The 21,484-nt window shown below is 41.0% G+C and carries 24 protein-coding genes; 12 read left to right on the forward strand and 12 right to left on the reverse strand.

The window, feature by feature from the left end; genetic code table 11:
* Nucleotides 1–43 precede the first annotated feature (43 nt).
* The 4 genes from uvrB to N8O43_RS04730 all read left to right on the forward strand — a co-directional run bounded on the left by uvrB (nucleotide 44) and on the right by N8O43_RS04730 (nucleotide 3,709).
* On the forward strand, nucleotides 44–2,032 hold the full coding sequence (gene uvrB / locus N8O43_RS04715) for an excinuclease ABC subunit UvrB (RefSeq protein ID WP_261089609.1): 1,989 nt from the start codon (nucleotides 44–46) through the stop codon (nucleotides 2,030–2,032).
* A 9-nt stretch (nucleotides 2,033–2,041) separates the two neighbouring features.
* A complete protein-coding gene (locus tag N8O43_RS04720) occupies nucleotides 2,042–2,668 on the forward strand; it encodes an NAD(P)H-dependent oxidoreductase (protein ID WP_150922404.1) in 627 nt (208 codons plus the stop codon).
* Nucleotides 2,669–2,682: 14 nt separating this feature from the next.
* A complete protein-coding gene (locus tag N8O43_RS04725; protein WP_261010980.1) occupies nucleotides 2,683–3,171 on the forward strand; it encodes a GNAT family N-acetyltransferase in 489 nt (162 codons plus the stop codon).
* Between the two features lie 70 nt (nucleotides 3,172–3,241).
* Nucleotides 3,242–3,709, forward strand: coding sequence for an 8-oxo-dGTP diphosphatase (locus N8O43_RS04730; protein ID WP_125393311.1), 468 nt, complete (start codon nucleotides 3,242–3,244; stop codon nucleotides 3,707–3,709).
* On the opposite strand, the gene N8O43_RS04735 is transcribed toward N8O43_RS04730, so the two are convergent.
* From N8O43_RS04735 to coaB, 5 genes are all read right to left on the reverse strand, one after another.
* Entirely contained in the window at nucleotides 3,706–4,221 is a 516-nt protein-coding gene (locus N8O43_RS04735; RefSeq protein ID WP_247953110.1) for a transcription repressor NadR, read from the reverse strand. The genes N8O43_RS04730 and N8O43_RS04735 overlap by 4 nt on opposite strands.
* Before the next feature lie 11 nt (nucleotides 4,222–4,232).
* On the reverse strand, nucleotides 4,233–4,760 hold the full coding sequence (locus N8O43_RS04740) for an ECF transporter S component (protein WP_001097396.1): 528 nt from the start codon (nucleotides 4,758–4,760) through the stop codon (nucleotides 4,233–4,235).
* Between the two features lie 176 nt (nucleotides 4,761–4,936).
* Nucleotides 4,937–5,500 (reverse strand): ECF transporter S component, encoded by a 564-nt coding sequence (locus tag N8O43_RS04745; protein WP_000747412.1) that lies wholly within the window; start codon nucleotides 5,498–5,500, stop codon nucleotides 4,937–4,939.
* Nucleotides 5,484–6,035 (reverse strand): phosphopantothenoylcysteine decarboxylase, encoded by a 552-nt coding sequence (gene coaC, locus N8O43_RS04750; protein ID WP_261089611.1) that lies wholly within the window; start codon nucleotides 6,033–6,035, stop codon nucleotides 5,484–5,486. The genes N8O43_RS04745 and coaC overlap by 17 nt, the downstream gene beginning before the upstream one ends.
* Nucleotides 6,036–6,046: 11 nt before the next feature.
* Nucleotides 6,047–6,736 (reverse strand): phosphopantothenate--cysteine ligase, encoded by a 690-nt coding sequence (gene coaB / locus N8O43_RS04755; protein ID WP_261089612.1) that lies wholly within the window; start codon nucleotides 6,734–6,736, stop codon nucleotides 6,047–6,049.
* Between the two features lie 229 nt (nucleotides 6,737–6,965).
* Between coaB and N8O43_RS04760 the strand changes: the two genes are divergently transcribed.
* From N8O43_RS04760 to radC, 3 genes are all read left to right on the forward strand, one after another.
* A complete protein-coding gene (locus N8O43_RS04760; protein ID WP_261089613.1) occupies nucleotides 6,966–8,636 on the forward strand; it encodes a formate--tetrahydrofolate ligase in 1,671 nt (556 codons plus the stop codon).
* A 268-nt stretch (nucleotides 8,637–8,904) separates the two neighbouring features.
* On the forward strand, nucleotides 8,905–11,196 hold the full coding sequence (gene pcrA, locus N8O43_RS04765) for a DNA helicase PcrA (RefSeq protein ID WP_261089615.1): 2,292 nt from the start codon (nucleotides 8,905–8,907) through the stop codon (nucleotides 11,194–11,196).
* A 42-nt stretch (nucleotides 11,197–11,238) separates the two neighbouring features.
* Nucleotides 11,239–11,919, forward strand: a complete 681-nt coding sequence (gene radC / locus N8O43_RS04770) for a RadC family protein (protein ID WP_261089617.1) — start codon at nucleotides 11,239–11,241, stop codon at nucleotides 11,917–11,919.
* Here the strand turns inward: radC and N8O43_RS04775 are convergent.
* The 7 genes from N8O43_RS04775 to N8O43_RS04805 all read right to left on the reverse strand — a co-directional run bounded on the left by N8O43_RS04775 (nucleotide 11,916) and on the right by N8O43_RS04805 (nucleotide 16,687).
* On the reverse strand, nucleotides 11,916–12,605 hold the full coding sequence (locus N8O43_RS04775; RefSeq protein ID WP_261089618.1) for a gamma-glutamyl-gamma-aminobutyrate hydrolase family protein: 690 nt from the start codon (nucleotides 12,603–12,605) through the stop codon (nucleotides 11,916–11,918). The genes radC and N8O43_RS04775 overlap by 4 nt on opposite strands.
* A 17-nt stretch (nucleotides 12,606–12,622) precedes the next feature.
* Nucleotides 12,623–13,264 carry a redox-sensing transcriptional repressor Rex gene (locus N8O43_RS04780; protein ID WP_000653417.1) on the reverse strand — a complete coding sequence of 214 codons (642 nt, stop codon included), beginning with the start codon at nucleotides 13,262–13,264 and terminating at the stop codon, nucleotides 12,623–12,625.
* Between the two features lie 82 nt (nucleotides 13,265–13,346).
* Nucleotides 13,347–13,562, reverse strand: a complete 216-nt coding sequence (locus tag N8O43_RS04785; RefSeq protein WP_000462491.1) for a DUF4649 family protein — start codon at nucleotides 13,560–13,562, stop codon at nucleotides 13,347–13,349.
* A 7-nt stretch (nucleotides 13,563–13,569) separates the two neighbouring features.
* Nucleotides 13,570–13,917, reverse strand: coding sequence for a DUF1831 domain-containing protein (locus tag N8O43_RS04790; RefSeq protein WP_102211579.1), 348 nt, complete (start codon nucleotides 13,915–13,917; stop codon nucleotides 13,570–13,572).
* A gap of 4 nt (nucleotides 13,918–13,921) precedes the next feature.
* Nucleotides 13,922–15,037: a cysteine desulfurase family protein gene (locus tag N8O43_RS04795; RefSeq protein ID WP_261028765.1), complete on the reverse strand. Its 1,116-nt coding sequence runs from the start codon at nucleotides 15,035–15,037 to the stop codon at nucleotides 13,922–13,924.
* Between the two features lie 9 nt (nucleotides 15,038–15,046).
* Entirely contained in the window at nucleotides 15,047–16,006 is a 960-nt protein-coding gene (locus tag N8O43_RS04800; RefSeq protein ID WP_001283822.1) for a ribose-phosphate diphosphokinase, read from the reverse strand.
* Between the two features lie 111 nt (nucleotides 16,007–16,117).
* Nucleotides 16,118–16,687 (reverse strand): CYTH domain-containing protein, encoded by a 570-nt coding sequence (locus N8O43_RS04805; protein ID WP_261089619.1) that lies wholly within the window; start codon nucleotides 16,685–16,687, stop codon nucleotides 16,118–16,120.
* Between the two features lie 128 nt (nucleotides 16,688–16,815).
* Here N8O43_RS04805 and yjbM point away from each other — a divergent pair, with 128 nt between their 5' ends.
* From yjbM to mutY, 5 genes are all read left to right on the forward strand, one after another.
* Nucleotides 16,816–17,487, forward strand: a complete 672-nt coding sequence (gene yjbM, locus N8O43_RS04810) for a GTP diphosphokinase (RefSeq protein WP_000171682.1) — start codon at nucleotides 16,816–16,818, stop codon at nucleotides 17,485–17,487.
* Nucleotides 17,471–18,289, forward strand: a complete 819-nt coding sequence (locus N8O43_RS04815) for an NAD kinase (protein ID WP_049544217.1) — start codon at nucleotides 17,471–17,473, stop codon at nucleotides 18,287–18,289. Before yjbM ends, N8O43_RS04815 begins: the two co-directional genes overlap by 17 nt.
* The gene (locus tag N8O43_RS04820; RefSeq protein WP_261089620.1) at nucleotides 18,286–19,182 is read left to right on the forward strand and encodes an RluA family pseudouridine synthase; all 897 of its coding nucleotides are present in this window, start codon (nucleotides 18,286–18,288) and stop codon (nucleotides 19,180–19,182) included. The genes N8O43_RS04815 and N8O43_RS04820 overlap by 4 nt, the downstream gene beginning before the upstream one ends.
* A 43-nt stretch (nucleotides 19,183–19,225) precedes the next feature.
* Complete coding sequence (gene pta, locus N8O43_RS04825) at nucleotides 19,226–20,200, forward strand: phosphate acetyltransferase (protein WP_000451571.1); 975 nt, start codon at nucleotides 19,226–19,228, stop codon at nucleotides 20,198–20,200.
* Between the two features lie 82 nt (nucleotides 20,201–20,282).
* Complete coding sequence (gene mutY, locus N8O43_RS04830) at nucleotides 20,283–21,458, forward strand: A/G-specific adenine glycosylase (RefSeq protein ID WP_261089621.1); 1,176 nt, start codon at nucleotides 20,283–20,285, stop codon at nucleotides 21,456–21,458.
* Nucleotides 21,459–21,484: the final 26 nt, after the last annotated feature.

Raw genomic sequence — 21,484 nt, forward strand, 5'->3', positions numbered from 1 at the left:
CAAGTATGCTAAAATAGGAATAGCACATCGAGAGAGGATTCTTATGATTAATCGCATTACAGACAATCAATTTAAACTAGTATCAAAATATCAACCATCAGGAGACCAACCCCAAGCTATCGAGCAGTTGGTTGATAATATCGAGGGTGGAGAAAAAGCTCAGATTCTGATGGGGGCGACCGGAACAGGGAAGACCTATACCATGAGTCAGGTCATTTCCAAAGTCAATAAACCAACTCTGGTCATTGCCCATAATAAGACTCTTGCAGGACAGCTCTATGGGGAGTTTAAGGAATTTTTCCCTGAAAATGCTGTTGAGTACTTCGTATCCTACTATGATTATTACCAGCCGGAGGCCTATGTACCTTCAAGCGATACCTATATTGAGAAGGATAGTTCTGTCAATGACGAGATTGACAAACTTCGTCACTCAGCTACTTCGGCCCTTTTGGAGCGCAATGATGTTATTGTCGTGGCCTCAGTCTCTTGTATCTATGGTTTGGGTTCGCCCAAGGAATACGCTGATAGTGTCGTTAGTCTCCGTCCAGGTCTTGAAATTTCTCGTGATAAACTTTTGAATGACTTGGTTGATATCCAGTTTGAACGTAATGATATTGATTTCCAACGGGGAAGATTTCGTGTGCGTGGGGATGTGGTGGAGATTTTCCCAGCATCTCGTGATGAACACGCCTTTCGAGTAGAATTTTTTGGAGACGAAATTGACCGTATCCGTGAGGTTGAGGCTCTGACAGGTCAGGTGTTGGGAGAAGTGGATCATTTGGCGATTTTCCCTGCGACTCACTTTGTGACCAATGACGACCACATGGAAGTTGCCATTGCAAAGATTCAAGCCGAGTTGGAGGAGCAACTAGCTGTCTTTGAAAAGGAAGGTAAATTGCTTGAAGCCCAGCGCTTGAAACAACGGACAGAGTACGATATCGAAATGCTGCGTGAGATGGGCTATACCAACGGGGTTGAGAACTATTCACGTCACATGGATGGACGGAGTGAGGGTGAGCCTCCTTATACCCTTCTCGACTTCTTCCCAGATGATTTCTTAATTATGATTGATGAGAGCCACATGACCATGGGGCAGATTAAGGGTATGTACAATGGAGACCGTTCTCGTAAGGAAATGTTAGTAAATTACGGTTTCCGTTTGCCGTCTGCCTTGGACAATCGTCCTCTCCGTCGTGAGGAGTTTGAAAGCCATGTCCATCAGATTGTTTACGTTTCAGCGACACCTGGTGACTATGAAAATGAACAGACCGAGACAGTGATTGAGCAAATCATTCGTCCAACGGGACTCTTGGATCCTGAGGTGGAAGTTCGTCCGACTATGGGACAGATTGATGACCTCTTAGGTGAAATCAATGCCCGTGTTGAAAAGAATGAACGAACCTTTATTACCACCTTGACCAAGAAAATGGCAGAGGACTTAACCGACTACTTCAAGGAAATGGGCATCAAGGTCAAGTACATGCACTCGGATATTAAGACCTTGGAGAGGACAGAGATTATCCGTGACCTGCGCTTGGGTGTCTTTGATGTCTTGGTCGGAATCAACCTGCTCCGTGAAGGGATTGACGTTCCTGAAGTGAGTCTCGTAGCTATTCTCGATGCTGACAAGGAAGGTTTCCTTCGTAACGAGCGTGGACTCATCCAGACCATTGGACGTGCTGCCCGTAATAGTGAAGGGCATGTCATCATGTATGCGGACACCGTTACTCAGTCTATGCAACGTGCTATCGATGAAACTGCTCGCCGTCGGAAAATCCAGATGGCTTATAATGAAGAACACGGTATTGTGCCTCAGACAATCAAGAAAGAAATCCGTGATCTGATTGCTGTGACCAAGGCAGTTGCTAAGGAAGAGGAGAAGGAAGTCGATATCAATAGCCTCAACAAACAAGAGCGCAAAGAACTAGTCAAGAAACTCGAAAAACAAATGCAAGAAGCAGTTGAAGTGCTTGACTTTGAACTAGCAGCTCAGATTCGGGATATGATGTTGGAAGTCAAGGCGTTGGGGTAGGGGAATTTTATGAATATTTTAGTTATCAATGGACATCCTGATAAAGAAAGTTACTGCCAAGCAATTTTTCAAACGATTGTAGAAAACATAGACTCAAATAGACATGAACTTGAAATGATTAATCTTAATGCAGAAGAGTTTGATCCTGTTTTACGTTATGGTTACCGACAAAGAATGGAGGACAATCCGTTTATTCTACGCTCTCAAGAATTAATTCAGTGGGCAGATCATTTCATTTTTGTTTATCCTATTTGGTGGAGTAGTATGCCTAGTCTATTGAAAGGGTGGATTGATCGTGTTTTTACGCCAGGCATTGCATACTCTGCAAATAATCGAGGAAGCTTTATTTTGAATTACTTGAGAGGTAAACAGTTCAAAAAGTTATTAAAAGGAAAAACAGCTAGTATCTATGCAACTTCTATGGCACCAACTTGGTGGTACAAAGTATTTTCAGGTCCGATTAACATTCCAGACAGTTATGGAATATCAGTATTAAAGAATGCTGTATTGAATCACTGTGGCATAAAAACAAAGAGGGTTTCAATCTTGGGAGAGTTAGGCCGTGAAGTAAATACAAGTTCAACAAGACAAAAATTTCTACAAAAAGTAGCAAAGGAAGTCAGGGTGTTGGATTAAGGAAAAGAAAGTAAATGACGGTTATTATCAAATCAATGGAAACTCCTGAAGAGATAGAAGGTAAATCCCTCGTTCACTGGCAAACGTGGAGAGAGGCTTATGATGACCTTTTGCCTGAAGAATTTCAGGAGACAATGACATTAGAAAGGTGTCGATTCTTTAGTAAAAAGTATCCAGAAAATACATTGATTGCGATGGATGGTATGAAGGTAGTTGGTTTTATCAGTTATGGCAACTTTCGTGATGAGACTATTCAAGCTGGCGAAATTATTGCCTTATATGTTTTAAAAGACTATTATGGAAAAGGCATCGCACAAAAGTTAATGAAAGTAGCTTTGACTGCTCTTGATCATTTTTCTGAAATTTTCTTATGGGTATTGAAAGATAATAAGCGAGCCATTGCTTTCTATCAAAAAATGGGTTTTACTTTTGATGGACAAGAAAAAATACTTGAACTTGGAAAGCCTATAAAGGAAAAACGAATGGTATTTTATTCTAAATAATTTTAAAAAGTAGAATCTAGAATCTCTGGTACCAAGTCTGAAAATTTAATAAATTAGAAAGCGAGAAAATATGTCCCGTTCCCAATTAACGATTTTAACAAACATTTGTCTGATTGAAGACCTCGAAACTCAGCGCGTGGTTATGCAGTATCGCTCTCCTGAAACCAATCGCTGGTCTGGTTATGCCTTTCCTGGAGGTCATGTAGAAAATGGCGAAGCTTTCGCAGAGTCTGTCATTCGTGAAATATATGAAGAAACAGGGTTGACTATCCAAAATCCTCAACTTGTCGGTATTAAAAATTGGCCTCTGGATACAGGTGGGCGCTATATTGTCGTTTGTTATAAGGCGACTGAGTTCTCTGGTAGCCTTCGCTCTTCAGATGAAGGAGAAGTTTCTTGGGTGCAAAAAGACCAGATTCCAAACTTGGATCTGGCCTATGATATGTTACCCTTGATGGAGATGATGGAAGCTCCTGACAAATCTGAATTTTTTTACCCTCGCCGTACAGAAGACGATTGGGAAAAGAAAATTTTCTAGTCTTTTACTAAATAACCGAGCTGATCCAAGGCCTCCTCGATATAGCGGAGGTCTTGTTGTGTTTCAGCTTCGACTAGGTGGTAATGGATGCCATCTGTCAATTCAGACAGAGGTCTAAAGTCAGAATGCTCGACTTGTTCTAGAAAATGCTGAACATCTCGGCGACAAGACAGTTTAAGCAAGGTTTCAATTTCTCCATAAACGGGATGGTCAATCAAGGTATTTTGAACACGTCCACCATTATCTACGATAGCAAGGAGTTCTTGACCGATTTCTTCAACTTCATGTTTCACTTTGAAAAGTTTGTGGACGTATGGATTGACATCAACTTGCTTATAGACGTAGCCACGATTAGTGGATAGGATAGGAGCGCCATCGGCTCTCAAAATTGCAATGTCCTGTACAATGACCTGGCGTGTAACATGGAAATGTTCAGCTAAACTTTGGCCATTGAGGGCTTTAGGAGCTTCTTTCAAGAGTTGGAGAAGGGCTTGTTTGCGATCTTTTGTCATAGTTCTTCCTTTTAACGGCGTTTTCGAAGCACTTTATAGACAGCTAGTGCTAATGTATAGTCTACCATACTATGGATAATTGTACCAAATCCAACTAGCACAAATAGAACATAAAACATATTTTCTACATTGGTACCGGAAGTTGCATAAAAAACGACACAAGCTAATACTTCAGCAAGGGCATGGATAAGTGCTAAAACAAAGTTAAAAATCCAGGAAGATTTTGGTTTATCTAGTGTATCGGGGAATTTTTGTAGGTAAAGAGCCCCCAAAGTCCCAAAAAAGATATGGGAAAAAGCTCGAAAAACGATAACCATGGGATAGCCAGCCATCAAAAATCCAAAACTAGAGGCTAGGATGACAAAAACAGCCATCAAGGGCGACAAGAACATAGCGATAAAAATAGCGATGTGGCTTCCCAAAGTGTAAGAAGCAGGTGGAATGACAATCTTAAAAGGCATAACAATTGGAATCAAAATCGCAATAGCCGTTAAAAGAGCAGTCATTGTCATAAATTGTGTCTTTTTCCGTGTATTCATAAGAATCTCCTTTTTATCTGTATATACACTAGTATAGTACAATAAACAAGACAATAAAGCAAGAATTTACTTAAGTTTATAGGTCGTTTTTTAGTTAAAAGTTAGTAAAGATTTCACTAAAAAGAAACTGTATAGAGCAAAATCTCCACCTTCAAGCATGAAAGCGGAGATTGTTTTTATTTTTTCAAAGTCTGTAGTCTTGGAACAATGGCTAGGGTTAGAACTGCGGAAATGACTAATTCGGCAATCGAATTTGTTGAGATAACAGTTGCTAGGAGTTTTTGGATATTACCATCAAAGACATTTCCAAAAAGGTAGAAAATTCCACCAAGTACAAAGACTGTGTTGGTAAGTGAACCAAGGGCACCAGCTAGAATCAGACCAGTTTTATTTTTCATCAGTTTATAAACTAGATACGGAGTCAAACCAATCAAAATACGTGGGACGATGGCAATGATAGCTGAGTAGATGTTTCCGTTTGGTACAAATGGGGAGAAGAGGTAACTTGTCGGTAGAATTGTAATCGTGTTAACCGTTAAGCTAAGCAGCCCCATCAAAAATCCAAGTGTAACCCCAACTCGTGGACCGTAGATAATGCTGGCAATAATGACAGGAATATGAACGATAGTCGGTTTGATTGGAAATGGAAAAAGGTTAAAGATAAGTGAGCTCAGAAAGTGTATCACGAGCATGGTTGCAAAAAAGATAGCAATGGGTGCAATATTAGAGCGTTTTTTCATCGAGAGTTTCCTTTATTCTTTCTAAAATAATTGTGAGGTCGGCTAAAGCTCCTCGTCCGTGGTCTCCACAAGCTAGTAGGGATTCCTTAGGAGCAATCAGCTGATAGCCGTAGGCTTCTAATGTTTTCAGATTAGCCTGAGTTGCTGGATGGTCATACATTTTTGTATTCATAGCAGGAGCTATTAGTTTGGGAATATGACTTGGCAGGGCTAGAGCTGTACAGGTCACCATATTGTCCGCAAAGCCAAGGGCTAGTTTTGCAATAGTGTTAGCAGTTGCAGGGGCTACGATGAATAAATCTGCTTTTTTTCCAAGTTCGATATGATTGACTTGATCAGGATAGGGTTCCTTCATGGCATCCAAGTGGACGGAATTCCGTGAGAGTACCTGTAGTGTCAAAGGTTGGATAAACTCTGTAGCAGCCTGGGTCATTAAGACAGTGACTTGATGACCTTGTTTTTTTAGAGAACTGACTAAATCTGCCGACTTGTAAGAGGCGATTGAGCCCGTTACAGCCAAGAGAATATGTGCCATAGCTTTCCTTTCTATGAATGATAGGCTTGAATTTTTTTAAGGAGGAGTTCTGCAATTTCTTCTTTAGTCTGGACTGTTTGAAGCTGATCTTTTTCAACAAAGATTGCACGATGCTGGTTCGCTGAGATTTGAGTGAGGTCATTTGCGATAATCAAGTCTGCTTGGTTTTTGATAAGACTTTTTCTAGCAATGTCAACCAGATAGTCTTCGTTAACATCAACCAGCAGTTTGAAACCAATCAGATGAATAGCAGGATTCCACTCCTTGACTAGAGAGATGATTTTGGGTGTCTTTTTTAGGAACAAAACCTGAACCTCGTCAGTTGAAGAAATCTTAGCTTGATGATTTTGCTTGCTTAAAAATTCTTCTAGATTAGAGCTAGCCTGAACTTCCTCCAGCCCTGTCATATAGACAGGAGTGTAATCAGATACGGCCATTGAGTGAATCAAAACCTGATAATCTGCAACACGTTCTTTCATTTCCAGAAGAAGGTTCTTGGTATTGTTAATTTCTCGAATGCTTAGGTTGGGATGGGCTTCTGGCTTCACGGCTCGTTTTGTTGTTATCAAACAAACTTCATGCCCTGCAGCAAGCAAAGTTTCTGTGATGATTTTGCCCAAGCGACCTGTGGAATGATTAGTGATAGAGCGGACGCTATCAATAGCTTCACTGGTACCGCCCGATGTAACTAAAATTTTCATAGCACTATTGTACACAAAAATAAACGGTAAGTAAAATGAAAGTGATAAATTTTTGGTAAAAACGAAGATTTACTATAGTTTCAAACTATAAAGCCATATAAAATTTAAGAAAGGACTATAAAAACCCTAAAAACAGGGATATTTACGAACGTTTAGAGAGTTTTGGGATGTTAAAAATCTTGTTTTGTGATATAATGAATTATCATATAAGAGGTTAGAGGAGTTTTGAATGAAAACAGATATTGAAATCGCACAGAGTATTGAGTTGAAACCAATCGTTGATGTTGTAGAGAAACTTGGTATTTCTTACGACGATTTGGAGTTGTACGGAAAGTACAAGGCTAAGCTCAGCTTTGATAAAATTCGTGCAGTTGAGAGCAATCCAGTTGGAAAATTGATCTTGGTTACTGCCATCAATCCAACACCTGCAGGTGAAGGAAAATCAACCATTACCATTGGTCTGGCGGATGCCTTGAATAAAATTGGCAAGAAAACGATGATTGCTATCCGCGAACCATCTCTTGGTCCAGTAATGGGGATTAAGGGTGGTGCTGCTGGTGGTGGGTATGCCCAAGTTCTCCCTATGGAAGATATTAACCTTCACTTTACTGGAGACATGCATGCCATTACGACTGCCAATAATGCTCTTTCTGCTTTGATTGACAACCACTTGCACCAAGGGAATGAGCTGGGAATTGACCAACGTCGTATTCTCTGGAAACGTGTAGTGGACTTGAATGATCGTGCTCTTCGCCATGTGACCGTTGGACTTGGTGGCCCTTTAAATGGTATTCCTCGTGAGGATGGCTTTGACATTACCGTTGCTTCCGAAATCATGGCAATTCTTTGCTTGGCAACAGACATCGAGGACTTGAAACGCCGCTTGGCTAATATCGTTATCGGTTATCGCTATGACCGAACACCTGTTTCTGTTGGTGATCTGCAGGTTGAAGGTGCTTTAGCATTAATCTTGAAGGATGCTATTAAGCCAAACCTAGTTCAGACAATTTACGGTACACCTGCCTTTGTACACGGTGGTCCATTTGCCAATATTGCTCATGGATGTAATTCAGTCTTGGCAACTACAACAGCCCTTCACTTGGCTGATTACACAGTTACTGAAGCTGGTTTTGGTGCAGACCTTGGTGCCGAAAAATTCCTTGATATTAAGACACCAAACTTGCCAACATCTCCAGATGCAGTAGTTATTGTTGCAACCCTTCGTGCCCTTAAGATGAATGGTGGCGTGGCTAAAGATGCTCTGACAGAGGAAAATGTGGAGGCAGTTCGTGCCGGTTTTGCTAACTTGAAACGCCACGTTGAAAATATCCGTAAGTTCGGTATTCCAGCAGTTGTGGCTATTAACGAATTTGTGTCTGATACAGAAGCTGAAATTGCAGCCTTGAAAGAACTCTGTGCGTCAATTGATGTGCCAGTCGAGTTAGCAAGTGTCTGGGCTGATGGTGCAGAAGGTGGAGTAGCACTTGCCGAAACAGTTGTTAAGACTATCGCTGAAAACCCAGCTAACTATAAACGTTTGTATGACAATGACCTTTCTGTTCAAGAAAAGGTTGAAAAGATTGTTACTGAAATCTACCGTGGTAGCAAAGTGAACTTTGAGAAGAAAGCTCAAACACAAATCGCTCAAATCGTTCAAAACGGTTGGGACAAATTGCCGATTTGTATGGCTAAGACCCAGTATAGCTTCTCAGACAATCCAAATGCCCTTGGAGCACCTGAAAACTTTGAAATTACCATTCGTGAATTGGTACCAAAATTAGGTGCAGGCTTTATCGTTGCCTTAACTGGCGATGTCATGACCATGCCAGGCCTACCAAAACGTCCAGCAGCTCTCAACATGGATGTTGAAAGTGATGGAACAGTATTAGGTTTGTTCTAGTATATTGAAATTGACTTTATACTCTTCGAAAATCAAATTCAAACCACGTCAGCTTCACCTTGCCGTACTCAAGTACAGCCTGCGGCTAGCTTCCTAGTTTGCACTTCGATTTTCATTGAGTAATAAATGAGTTTGGAGATTTTAATCCAAGCTCATTTTTTTTCTAGATATAAGGAGTCGTCTTCTAGACGCAACCAGTCTAGGTAAAGATATTTTCCCTGAATTCTGATATAATAGAAATATTGACTTCAAGAGTAAGGAAGAGAAGATGAACGCATTATTAAATGGAATGAATGACCGTCAGGCTGAGGCGGTGCAAACGACAGAAGGTCCCTTGTTGATCATGGCGGGGGCTGGTTCTGGAAAGACCCGAGTTTTGACCCACCGCATTGCTTATCTGATTGATGAAAAGTTGGTCAATCCGTGGAATATCTTGGCCATTACCTTTACTAATAAGGCTGCGCGTGAGATGAAGGAGCGTGCTTATGGTCTTAATCCAGCTACTCAGGACTGTCTGATTGCGACTTTTCACTCCATGTGTGTTCGTATTCTGCGTCGTGATGCAGATCATATCGGCTACAATCGTAATTTCACCATTGTAGATCCCGGTGAACAACGAACCCTTATGAAACGAATTCTCAAGCAATTAAACTTGGATCCGAAAAAATGGAATGAACGGACAATCTTGGGTTCCATTTCCAATGCTAAGAATGACTTGATTGATGATGTGGCTTATGCTGCCCAAGCTGGAGATATGTACACGCAAATTGTGGCCCAGTGTTACACAGCCTATCAAAAAGAGCTTCGTCAGTCTGAGTCCGTGGACTTTGATGATTTAATCATGTTGACCCTGCGTCTTTTTGATCAAAATCCTGATATCTTGACTTACTACCAGCAGAAGTTCCAATACATCCACGTAGATGAGTACCAAGATACCAACCATGCCCAGTACCAATTGGTCAAACTCTTGGCATCTCGATTTAAAAATATCTGTGTAGTTGGAGATGCGGACCAGTCTATCTACGGTTGGCGTGGGGCTGATATGCAAAATATCTTGGATTTTGAGAAAGACTATCCCAAAGCCAAGGTTGTTTTGTTAGAAGAAAACTATCGTTCAACCAAAACAATTCTCCAAGCCGCCAATGATGTCATTAAAAATAATAAAAATCGTCGTCCTAAGAATCTCTGGACTCAAAACGCTGATGGGGAACAAATCGTTTACTATCGTGCCAATGATGAACTAGATGAGGCTGTATTTGTAGCCAGAACTATCGATGAACTTGGTCGGAGTCAAAACTTTCTTCACAAGGATTTTGCAGTTCTCTATCGGACTAATGCGCAGTCCCGTACTATTGAGGAAGCCTTGCTCAAGTCAAATATTCCTTATACCATGGTTGGCGGAACCAAGTTCTACAGCCGTAAGGAAATCCGAGATATTATCGCTTACCTCAATCTTATTGCCAATTTGAGTGACAATATTAGTTTTGAGCGTATTATCAACGAGCCTAAACGTGGAATTGGGCCAGGTTCAGTTGAGAAAATCCGTGACTTTGCGAATATGCAAGACATGTCCATGCTAGATGCTTCTGTTAATATCATGTTGTCTGGTATCAAGGGTAAGGCAGCTCAGTCTATCTGGGATTTTGCTAATATGATTCTTGATTTGCGGGAGCAGCTAGATCAATTAACTATTACAGAGTTGGTTGAGGCCGTCCTAGAAAAAACAGGTTACGTCGATATTCTAAATGCTCAAGCGACTTTAGAAAGCAAGGCTCGGGTTGAAAATATCGAAGAGTTCCTTTCTGTAACGAAAAACTTTGATGACACCTCTGATGGGCCAGAAGAGGAAACTGGTCTGGACAAGCTGAGTCGTTTCTTAAATGACTTGGCTTTGATTGCGGACACAGATTCAGGTAGTCAGGAGACATCGGAAGTTACCCTAATGACCCTGCATGCTGCCAAAGGTCTCGAGTTTCCAGTTGTCTTTTTGATTGGGATGGAAGAAAATGTCTTCCCGCTTAGCCGTGCGGCTGAAGATCAAGATGAACTAGAAGAAGAACGCCGTCTGGCCTATGTAGGAATTACGCGTGCAGAGAAAATTCTCTATCTGACAAATGCCAACTCGCGCCTGCTTTTCGGTCGTACCAACTACAACCGTCCGACTCGTTTTATTAACGAAATCAGTTCAGACTTACTTGAGTATCAAGGATTAGCTCGTCCTACGAATACAAGTTTTAAAGCATCTTATAGCGGTGGTGGCCTTGCCTTTGGCCAAGGTATGAGTCTGGCTCAAGCTCTTCAAGACCGTAAACGTAGTGCTGCCCCAAAATCTATCCAGTCAAGCGGTCTCCCATTTGGTCAATTTACAGCTGGCGTAAAATCAGCGTCTAGTGAGACAAATTGGTCCATTGGTGACATTGCCCTCCACAAGAAGTGGGGTGAGGGAACTGTTCTGGAAGTTTCAGGTAGCGGTGCTACGCAGGAATTAAAAATCAATTTCCCAGAAGTAGGTTTGAAAAAACTTTTAGCCAGTGTGGCTCCAATTGAGAAAAAAATCTAATTTTCCATCCTTCTCACGAATAATAAAGTGAGGAGGATTTTTATGTACAGTATTTCATTTCAAGAAGATTCACTATTACCAAGAGAAAGGCTGGCAAAAGAAGGAGTTGAAGCGCTCAGTAACCAAGAGTTGCTAGCAATTTTACTCAGAACAGGAACACGTCAGTCCAGTGTTTTTGAAATTGCCCAGAAAGTTTTGAATAATCTTTCAAGCCTAACTGATTTGAAAAAAATGACCCTGCAGGAATTGCAGAGTCTGTCTGGTATCGGTCGTGTTAAGGCTATAGAACTACAAGCTATGATTGAACTGGGGCATCGTATTCATAAACATGAGACCCTTGAGATGGAAAGTATTCTCAGTAGCCAAAAGTTGGCCAAGAAGATGCAGCAGGAGTTGGGACATAAAAAACAAGAGCACCTGGTGGCGCTCTATCTCAATACTCAAAATCAAATCATCCATCAACAGACCATTTTTATCGGCTCAGCTACTCGTAGTATTGCTGAACCACGTGAGATTCTTCACTATGCCATCAAGCATATGGCGACCTCTCTCATCTTGGTTCACAATCATCCTTCAGGAGCGGTAGCGCCTAGCCGAAATGATGATCAAGTCACTAAACTTGTAAAAGAAGCCTGTGACCTGATGGGGATTGTCCTCTTGGACCATTTGATTGTCTCTCATTCTAATTACTTTAGTTATCGTGAAAAGACGGATTTAATCTAAAGTTCATTGACGACATAGTCAAAGAGGTTTTTATCTTTGGGACGATTTTCAAAAAGAAATTCTGGGTGCCATTGGACACCGAGAAAGGCAACATCATCCGTACTCATGACAGCTTCAATGATACCATCTTTAGGATCATGGGCCGCAATCTTTAAATTTGGTGCTAAATCTTTGATGCTCTGGTGGTGGAAGGAGTTGATATGGGAAATTTCTCCATAGATTTCTCGAAGAACAGTATTTGGTTCTGTCATCAAGCGTTGAGTTGTGTGCTCGGCAGAACAATCTTGCCAGTGGTCTTCGATATCTTGATACAAAGTTCCACCCATGGCAACATTAAAGAGTTGAGTCCCACGGCAGACAGAAAAAATTGGCTTTTTCTGGTTAATAGCTTCCTTGATGAGGGCCAGTTCAAAGATATCCCTTTGAAGGTGGTAGTCATCGCTATCGATGGTTTTTGGTTCACCATAGAATTTTGGATCAACATTTTGCCCACCTGTCAAGATGAGCTTGTCAATCAAACTAATATAGTGGCTAGCCATTTCTTGATCACCAATCGGTAGGATGATGGGAATCCCTCCAGCGTCTTTAACGCCTTCAACAAAGCCTTTTGCTGCGTAACTCATCATGATGTCATCATCTGGATGAGTTTTTTCGTTTCCTGTTATCCCAATAACTGGTTTTTTCATAAAATGATTTTCGCTTTCTAATCCTCTTTTCGCATGAAGTAGAGGAGAGTTTGGAGTTCACTTGTCAAATCGACATACTGAACGACCACGTCTTTTGGTAAATGCAGATGGACTGGTGAAAAACTGAGAATTCCTTTTACGCCAGCATCCACCAAGAGATTAGCAACCTCTTGTGACTTAACGCTAGGAACGGTCAGGATAGCAGTCTTCACATCAGCATCCTTGATTTTATCCTTGATTTGAGAAATTCCGTAAATAGGAATCCCATCAGGAGTTTGGGTACCGACTTCAGGATGGTCATCTAGGTCAAAGGCCATGATAATTTTCATCTTGTTACGCTCATGGAAGCGGTAGTGGAGAAGGGCATGGCCCATATTTCCAATACCTACCAGCATGACATTGGTGATGGAGTTATCATTGAGTAAATCGGCAAAAAACGTCATCAGTTTTTTGACATCGTAGCCAAAGCCACGACGACCCAGTTCACCAAAATAGGAAAAATCACGACGTACGGTCGCTGAATCAATTCCAATGGCCTCTGCAATTTGCTTAGAGTTGGCACGTTCAATCTTTTCTGCATGAAATCTCTTAAAAATTCGATAGTAGAGAGAGAGTCTTTTCGCTGTAGCTTTTGGAATAGCAGACTGTTTATCTTTCACAAAATCACAACCTTTCTATTCTTCTATTTTATAGAAACATTGTGAAAAAATCAACAAAAACAAGAAAAAACTAAGAAAAATCTTAGTTTTGATGTAAAAAATCTGCATGTGATAGAAAACGGTAGAGGTCTCCGACCAGACCTTGGTAAACTTCCTGCCCTTTAAAGGTCAAAGAAGTTACATAAAGTGTATCTGGCAGAGTCACACATCCTGATAGAGCCAGCATGAGAGCCTCGTAGTCCTCATACTTGAGAGTGCGCTCTACATGATAGCTGTCCTTATAGGTCAGTTCAAACATTTTGGCTCTATCTTTCCGATTTTGTAAAGACACCACGCTCTACTAAACTATCCATGAGAAAATAGAATTTTTCCTGATGAATGTGGTGGTCTTCTGATTTGAAAATATCAACCAGACGTAGCCCAAACTTGTCAGTGATATTGATTTTAGCCCCTGTAAGTTCCTTGTTAATGATGATTTTGAGTTGGAATCCCTCACCGCTGTTCGGAACTTTTTCCAAAAGGCGAGTCAATTCATAGTTACCAATCTTAGTCTCAAAAAAGGTGTTATCCTTAAGGGTGAATTTTTTAACAGAAGGGCTAAGAGTGTAGTCGTAACGACAATTTTTTAACTGAATGGTTTTTTCAAATGCCATATGGCTAACCTCCGATAATTTCTTTTAAGGTTTTTGCTAGGGTATGTAGGTCTTCAACAGTATTTTGTGGCGACAAACTGATACGAACGGATTCCTTCAAGCGTTCTGAATTTGCTCCGTACATAGCTTCAAGAACATGGCTGGATTGGACTATGCCTGCTGTACAGGCTGAGCCAGTAGAGATTGAAATTCCAGACAAATCTAGACGAAGGAGTAAGAGGTCATTTTTCTGGCCAGGAAATCCAATATTAAGAACATAAGGGAGATGGTGTTCGCCTCTATTCAGGTAATACTGAACTCCCTCTAGCTCTGCCAGAAAGGCAGTTTCTAGATTTTGTACATGTTGAAAATGTTCTTCTTGCTTTTCTAGGTCTTCTTTTAAGGCTGCTATCATACCTACGATGGCAGCCAGATTTTCAGTCCCTGCACGTTTTTTCTGTTCTTGGTCTCCACCATGGAGATAGGAATCAAAGTTCATGCTAGATGCGTAGAGAAAGCCGATTCCCTTAGGACCATGGAACTTGTGGGCCGAAGCAGTGAGAAAATCAATGCCCAATTCTTCGGGGTGAATTGGTATTTTACCAATAGCTTGAACTGCATCAACATGATAGGCAGCAGGGTGTTGCTTGAGTATTTGGCCAATTTCAGCAATGGGTAGTAGGTTTCCTGTCTCATTATTGGCAAACATGGTAGAAACCAAAATCGTATCGTCACGTAAAGCTTTTTGAATTTGTTGGGCTGTGATTTCTTGATTTTCTGACTGGATAATGGTTGCTTCAAACCCAAAGTGTTGAACCAAGTAATCAATGGTTTCAAGGACGGCATGGTGCTCAATGGCAGTTGTGATGATATGTTTTCCTTGTTCTTGGTGACGAAGGCAGTAGCCAATGATGGCAGTATTATTTCCTTCAGTCCCACCAGAAGTGAAAAAGATATGTTGAGGTTTTGTCCCCAGTAACTGTGCTAGTTCCTGACGGGCTTCTCGCAAGAGTTTACCAGCTTGACGACCATGACCATGAATACTAGAAGGATTTCCATAGGTTCCTTGCATAACCTCGGTCATAGCTGAAATAGCAACTGCTGACATGGGAGTTGTGGCAGCATTGTCCAAATAAATCAAAGAATCACCTTATTTCTTTTTGTTGTAGGCAAAGAGTGGGCTGACTGGTTTTCTTTCGTGGATACGGACGATAGCATCACCAATTAACTCACTAGCAGTGATGTAGCATACGTTTTTAGGAGTTTTTTCTTTTGTTGCTACTGAATCAGTCACAAGAATTTCTTTAATCTTAGTATTGTCGAGAAGTTCAGCAGCTCCCTCAACGAAGAGACCGTGACTAGAAACAGCATAAATTTCTGTGGCTCCTTCACGTTCAACGATTTTAGCAGCTTCAGAGAAGGTACGTCCAGTATTTAAAATATCGTCAATCAAGATAGCTTTTTTACCTTCAACATCACCAATAATATATCCTTCGTTGCGAGTTGCATCGTCTTGAGGGTAGTCAATAATGGCGATAGGAGCATCAAGATATTCAGCCAAACTACGAGCGCGTTTCACCCCTGAATTTTTAGGGCTAACCACGACAACATCTGAGCCAAGTAGACCTTTATCGCAGTAATGTTTTGCAAATAGTGGTACTGTGTAGAGGTTGTCAACAGGAATATCAAAGAAGCCTTGAACCTGAACAGCATGCAAATCAAGCGTAAGGACACGGTCAACACCAGCCTTAACCAGCATATTAGCAACTAGTTTAGCTGTAAGTGGTTCACGTGGTGAAGCAATGCGGTCTTGACGTGCATAGCCAAAATATGGAAGGACAACGTTGATACTGTGGGCACTTGCGCGTACACAAGCGTCGACCATAATTAACAATTCCATTAGGTGGTTGTTAACAGGGAAACTTGTTGATTGGATGATGTAAACATCATAACCACGGACACTTTCTTCGATATTCACTTGGATTTCTCCGTCTGAAAATTGACGTGATGATAGTTTTCCAAGTGGGACACCAACAGCTTGAGCAATTTTCTGTGCAATCTCTTGGTTAGAGTTGAGTGCGAAAAGTTTCATGTTTTTTCTATCTGACATTATAGACCGTCCTCTGTAAACTTTTTAAATCCTAGTCATATCTGCCTAGCCTATATGAACAGGGATTTTTGTATTTTATCTTTTCTATTTTACCAAAAAATAGAGATTATTTCAGCTATTTTTCATGCTTTTGACAAATCGAACCAATTTTGAGGGAGCTTTTTGATAATGAATCTGATTTTCCTCTAAAAATTGCTGGAAATCTTGTTTCCCTTGCTCGTGATTCTCAACTTCAAGCTCTAATTCGTAATCTGTAATATCAAAGTACTGACTTTCATCCAGCGCCATTAGACCAATAGCTGTTTGCATTTCATAGCGAAGTGTCGTTAGACAACCAAGGATCTGCCATTCACTTGTTTTAATACCATGTTTCGCCAATTTATCTAATACTAGCCCTTGAGGAAGTTCTTTCTTGCTCAGATAGTTTTCAGCATCTTTTAGTTGCAATTTTTGGTTGTATTCCATGTTTCCAACACTTTGCGGGACTTTGAGTGTCAATTCTGCCCAGTCTTCAAAGGTTCGAATGCGAATGGCAACTTTCTTTTCTCGCAGTTCAAAATCAGGCGTGTCGATGTAGTAATTTTTTTGAAGAACAGGAGTGACACCTGTGAACTGGTCTTTTAGACGATTATATTCATCTTTTTTCAATAGTGTTTTCAATTCAATTTCTAAATGTTTCATTTTTCTTACCTTTTCTTTATCGTTGAAAGCGGATTTATGGTATAATAAGCATTGTATTTATTGTATATGAATCCGGAGAAAAAATCAAAGATATTTTTGAAGGATAATATGAGAACAAGGGAGAATATATGACCTTAGAATGGGAAGAATTTCTAGATCCTTACATTCAAGCTGTTGGTGAGTTAAAGATTAAACTTCGTGGTATTCGTAAGCAATATCGTAAACAAAATAAGCATTCTCCAATTGAGTTTGTGACTGGTCGAGTTAAGCCAATTGAAAGTATCAAGGAAAAAATGGCTCGGCGTGGCATTACTTATGCGACCTTAGAGCACGATTTGCAAGATATTGCTGGTTTGCGTGTGATGGTTCAGTTTGTAGATGACGTTAAGGAAGTAGTGGAGATTTTGCGCAAACGTCAGGATATGCGGATCATACAGGAGCGAGATTACATTACTCATCGAAAAGCATCAGGCTACCGTTCCTATCACGTGGTAGTAGAATATACAGTTGATACCATCAATGGAGCCAAGACCATTTTGGCGGAAATTCAAATTCGTACCTTGGCCATGAATTTCTGGGCAACGATAGAACATTCTCTCAACTACAAGTACCAAGGGGATTTCCCAGAGGAAATTAAAAAGAGACTGGAAATTACTGCCAAAATTGCCCACCAGTTGGATGAAGAAATGGGTAAAATACGTGATGATATCCAAGAAGCTCAGGCTCTTTTTGATCCTTTGAGTAGAAAATTAAATGATGGTGTAGGAAATAGTGACGATACAGATGAAGAATACAGGTAAACGAATTGACCTGATAGCTAATAGAAAACCACAGAGTCAAAGGGTTTTGTATGAATTGCGAGATCGTTTGAAGAGAAATCAGTTTATACTCAATGATACCAATCCGGACATTGTCATTTCCATTGGTGGGGATGGCATGCTCTTGTCGGCCTTTCATAAGTACGAAAATCAGCTTGACAAGGTACGTTTTATCGGTGTTCACACTGGACATTTGGGCTTCTATACGGACTACCGTGATTTTGAGTTGGATAAGCTAGTGACTAATTTGCAACTAGATACCGGAGCAAGAGTCTCTTACCCTGTTCTGAATGTGAAGGTCTTTCTTGAAAATGGTGAAGTTAAGATTTTCAGAGCACTCAACGAAGCTAGCATCCGCAGGTCTGATCGAACCATGGTGGCGGATATTGTAATTAATGGTGTTCCCTTTGAACGTTTTCGAGGAGACGGGTTAACAGTTTCGACACCGACTGGTAGTACAGCCTATAACAAGTCGCTCGGCGGAGCTGTTTTACACCCAACCATTGAAGCTCTTCAGTTGACGGAAATTGCCAGTCTTAATAATCGTGTCTATCGAACCTTGGGTTCATCTATTATTGTTCCTAAGAAGGATAAGATTGAACTTATTCCTACAAGAAATGATTACCACACTATTTCGGTTGACAATAGCGTTTATTCTTTCCGCAATATTGAGCGAATCGAGTATCAAATCGACCATCATAAGATTCACTTCGTCGCATCACCTAGCCATACCAGTTTTTGGAATCGTGTTAAGGATGCTTTCATTGGCGAGGTGGACGAATGAGGTTTGAATTTATCGCAGATGAACATGTCAAGGTTAAGACCTTTTTGAAAAAGCACGAGGTTTCGAAGGGATTGCTGGCCAAGATTAAGTTTCGAGGTGGAGCTATTCTAGTCAATGACCAACCGCAAAATGCAACTTATCTATTGGATATTGGAGACCGAGTTACCATTGATATTCCTGCTGAGGAAGGCTTTGAAACTCTAGAAGCTATCGAGCGTCCACTGGATATTCTCTATGAGGATGACCATTTTCTAGTCTTGAACAAACCCTATGGAGTGGCTTCTATTCCTAGTGTCAATCACTCCAATACCATTGCCAATTTTATCAAGGGTTACTATGTCAAGCAAAATTATGAAAATCAGCAGGTTCACATTGTGACTAGGCTCGATAGGGACACTTCTGGCTTGATGCTCTTTGCTAAGCACGGCTATGCCCATGCACGATTAGACAAGCAGTTGCAGAAGAAATCTATCGAGAAGCGCTACTTTGCCTTGGTTAAAGGTGATGGACGCTTAGAGTCAGAGGGGGAAATTATTGCCCCGATTGCGCGTGATGAAGACTCCATTATTACCAGACGCGTAGCTAAAGGTGGAAAGTATGCTCATACTTCTTACAAGATTGTAGCATCTTATGGGAGTATTCATTTGGTAGACATTCGCCTGCACACTGGTCGAACCCACCAAATCCGAGTCCATTTTTCTCATATTGGTTTTCCTTTGTTGGGAGATGACTTGTACGGTGGTAGTCTAGACGATGGAATTCAGCGCCAAGCCCTACATTGTCATTCCTTAACTTTTTATCATCCATTTTTAGAGCAAGACTTGCAGTTAGAAAGTCCCTTGCCGGATGATTTTAGCAACCTTATTACTCAGTTATCAACTAATACTCTATAAAAACTGTTTCAGAGTATAATTATTATCTTAAAGGAGAAAACTCATGGAAGTTTTTGAAAGTCTCAAAGCCAACCTTGTTGGTAAAAATGCTCGTATCGTTCTCCCTGAAGGGGAAGAGCCTCGTATTCTTCAAGCGACTAAACGCCTGGTAAAAGAAACAGAAGTGATTCCTGTTTTGCTTGGAAATCCTGAAAAAATTAAAATTTATCTTGAAATCGAAGGCATCGAGGATGGTTATGAAGTCATCGACCCTCAACACTACGATAAATTTGAAGAAATGGTTGCAGCCTTGGTAGAACGTCGCAAGGGCAAAATGTCTGAAGAAGATGCACGCAAGGTTTTGGTTGAAGATGTCAACTATTTTGGTGTTATGTTGGTTTACTTGGGCTTGGTTGATGGAATGGTATCAGGAGCGATTCACTCAACAGCTTCAACAGTTCGCCCAGCCCTTCAAATCATCAAAACTCGTCCAAATGTTACTCGTACTTCAGGTGCCTTCCTCATGGTTCGTGGTACGGAACGTTACCTATTTGGTGACTGTGCCATCAACATTAATCCAGATGCAGAAGCCTTGGCTGAAATTGCCATCAACTCAGCAATCACAGCTAAGATGTTTGGAATCGAGCCTAAAATTGCTATGCTAAGCTATTCTACTAAAGGTTCAGGATTTGGAGAAAGCGTTGATAAGGTTGTTGAAGCAACTAAAATTGCTCACGACTTGCGCCCTGACCTTGAAATCGATGGTGAGTTGCAATTTGATGCAGCATTTGTTCCTGAAACTGCAGCTTTGAAAGCTCCTGGAAGTACAGTAGCTGGTCAAGCAAATGTCTTCATCTTCCCAGGAATCGAGGCAGGAAATATCGGCTACAAGATGGCAGAACGTCTTGGTGGTTTTGCGGCTGTTGGACCTGTTTTGCAAGGTTTGAACAAGCCGGTTAACGACCTTTCTCGTGGATGTAATGCAGATGATGTGTACAAGTTGACCCTTATCACAGCAGCCCAAGCAGTTCATCAATAAGATTTAGTCCTCTTTCCCTTGGGAAGAGGCTTTTTAATACTAGGAAAAGGACAGTTAGGGTCTTCTGTGATATACTAGAGATATGTTAGATTTGAAAGAATTCGGTATTGTCATGTGGCCGGAGGAGAAGATTGTTTCTTTCCGTGAGAAACTTCTCACTTGGTATGATGAAAACAAAAGAGATTTACCGTGGCGTAGAAGTAAAAATCCTTATCATATCTGGGTTTCTGAAATTATGCTCCAGCAGACTAGGGTGGATACGGTTATTCCTTATTACGAACGTTTCTTGGACTGGTTTCCAACAGTGGAAAGTTTGGCGAATGCGCCTGAAGAAGGTTTGTTGAAGGCTTGGGAAGGTTTGGGCTATTATTCTCGAGTTCGTAATATGCAGGCTGCAGCCCAGCAAATTATGACTGACTTTGGTGGTCAATTCCCAAACACCTATGAAGGAATTTCCAGCTTGAAAGGTATTGGACCTTACACAGCAGGAGCCATTTCCAGTATTGCTTTTAACTTGCCTGAGCCAGCTGTAGATGGTAATGTCATGCGTGTTTTGGCGCGTCTATTTGAAGTCAACCACGATATTGGGATTCCAAGTAATCGTAAAATTTTTCAGTCAATGATGGAAATCTTAATTGACCCAGAAAGGCCTGGTGACTTTAATCAAGCTTTGATGGACTTGGGATCTGATATTGAGGCGCCTGTAAATCCCAGACCAGAAGAAAGTCCAGTTAAGGACTTTAGTGCGGCATATCAGAATGGCACAATGGACCGTTATCCAATTAAGGCTCCCAAGAAAAAGCCAGTTCCCATTTATCTTAAAGCCTTAGTTGTGAAAAATTCTCAGGGACAATTTTTACTTGAAAAAAATGAAAGTGAAAAGCTATTGGCAGGTTTTTGGCATTTCCCCTTGATAGAAGTTGATAACTTTTCGCAAGAAGAGCAGTTTGACCTCTTTCATCAGGTTGCAGAAGAAAGTGTGAATTTTGGACCCAGTCCAGAAGAGAGTTTCCAGCAGGACTATGACCTAGATGTTGATTGGCTTGATGTTTATTTTGAGACTGTCAAGCATGTCTTTAGTCATCGTAAATGGCATGTTCAAATTGTAGCAGGTCAGGTGACTGACTTCCATGATTTTTCAGATAGGGAAGTTCGCTGGCTTTCACCAGAAGAGTTCAAGGATGTTCCACTTGCCAAACCCCAACAAAAAATCTGGCAGGCTTATGCACAAGCCAACTTAGACAGTAGCAAAGACTAGCTATTGTGTCTTCTTGCTATTTTTTT

The sequence above is a fragment of the Streptococcus mitis genome (assembly GCF_946190335.1).
GTDB classification, from domain to species: domain Bacteria; phylum Bacillota; class Bacilli; order Lactobacillales; family Streptococcaceae; genus Streptococcus; species Streptococcus mitis_CH.

Bases quoted from the DNA above. Each gene is read 5' to 3' on its own strand.
- uvrB (WP_261089609.1), top strand. From the start codon at position 44: ATGATTAATCGCATTACAGACAATCAATTTAAACTAGTATCAAAATAT.
- N8O43_RS04720 (WP_150922404.1), top strand. From the start codon at position 2,042: ATGAATATTTTAGTTATCAATGGACATCCTGATAAAGAAAGTTACTGC.
- N8O43_RS04725 (WP_261010980.1), top strand. From the start codon at position 2,683: ATGACGGTTATTATCAAATCAATGGAAACTCCTGAAGAGATAGAAGGT.
- N8O43_RS04730 (WP_125393311.1), top strand. From the start codon at position 3,242: ATGTCCCGTTCCCAATTAACGATTTTAACAAACATTTGTCTGATTGAA.
- N8O43_RS04735 (WP_247953110.1), bottom strand. From the start codon at position 4,221: ATGACAAAAGATCGCAAACAAGCCCTTCTCCAACTCTTGAAAGAAGCT.
- N8O43_RS04740 (WP_001097396.1), bottom strand. From the start codon at position 4,760: ATGAATACACGGAAAAAGACACAATTTATGACAATGACTGCTCTTTTA.
- N8O43_RS04745 (WP_000747412.1), bottom strand. From the start codon at position 5,500: ATGAAAAAACGCTCTAATATTGCACCCATTGCTATCTTTTTTGCAACC.
- coaC (WP_261089611.1), bottom strand. From the start codon at position 6,035: ATGGCACATATTCTCTTGGCTGTAACGGGCTCAATCGCCTCTTACAAG.
- coaB (WP_261089612.1), bottom strand. From the start codon at position 6,736: ATGAAAATTTTAGTTACATCGGGCGGTACCAGTGAAGCTATTGATAGC.
- N8O43_RS04760 (WP_261089613.1), top strand. From the start codon at position 6,966: ATGAAAACAGATATTGAAATCGCACAGAGTATTGAGTTGAAACCAATC.
- pcrA (WP_261089615.1), top strand. From the start codon at position 8,905: ATGAACGCATTATTAAATGGAATGAATGACCGTCAGGCTGAGGCGGTG.
- radC (WP_261089617.1), top strand. From the start codon at position 11,239: ATGTACAGTATTTCATTTCAAGAAGATTCACTATTACCAAGAGAAAGG.
- N8O43_RS04775 (WP_261089618.1), bottom strand. From the start codon at position 12,605: ATGAAAAAACCAGTTATTGGGATAACAGGAAACGAAAAAACTCATCCA.
- N8O43_RS04785 (WP_000462491.1), bottom strand. From the start codon at position 13,562: ATGTTTGAACTGACCTATAAGGACAGCTATCATGTAGAGCGCACTCTC.
- N8O43_RS04790 (WP_102211579.1), bottom strand. From the start codon at position 13,917: ATGGCATTTGAAAAAACCATTCAGTTAAAAAATTGTCGTTACGACTAC.
- N8O43_RS04800 (WP_001283822.1), bottom strand. From the start codon at position 16,006: ATGTCAGATAGAAAAAACATGAAACTTTTCGCACTCAACTCTAACCAA.
- N8O43_RS04805 (WP_261089619.1), bottom strand. From the start codon at position 16,687: ATGAAACATTTAGAAATTGAATTGAAAACACTATTGAAAAAAGATGAA.
- yjbM (WP_000171682.1), top strand. From the start codon at position 16,816: ATGACCTTAGAATGGGAAGAATTTCTAGATCCTTACATTCAAGCTGTT.
- N8O43_RS04815 (WP_049544217.1), top strand. From the start codon at position 17,471: ATGAAGAATACAGGTAAACGAATTGACCTGATAGCTAATAGAAAACCA.
- N8O43_RS04820 (WP_261089620.1), top strand. From the start codon at position 18,286: ATGAGGTTTGAATTTATCGCAGATGAACATGTCAAGGTTAAGACCTTT.
- pta (WP_000451571.1), top strand. From the start codon at position 19,226: ATGGAAGTTTTTGAAAGTCTCAAAGCCAACCTTGTTGGTAAAAATGCT.
- mutY (WP_261089621.1), top strand. From the start codon at position 20,283: ATGTTAGATTTGAAAGAATTCGGTATTGTCATGTGGCCGGAGGAGAAG.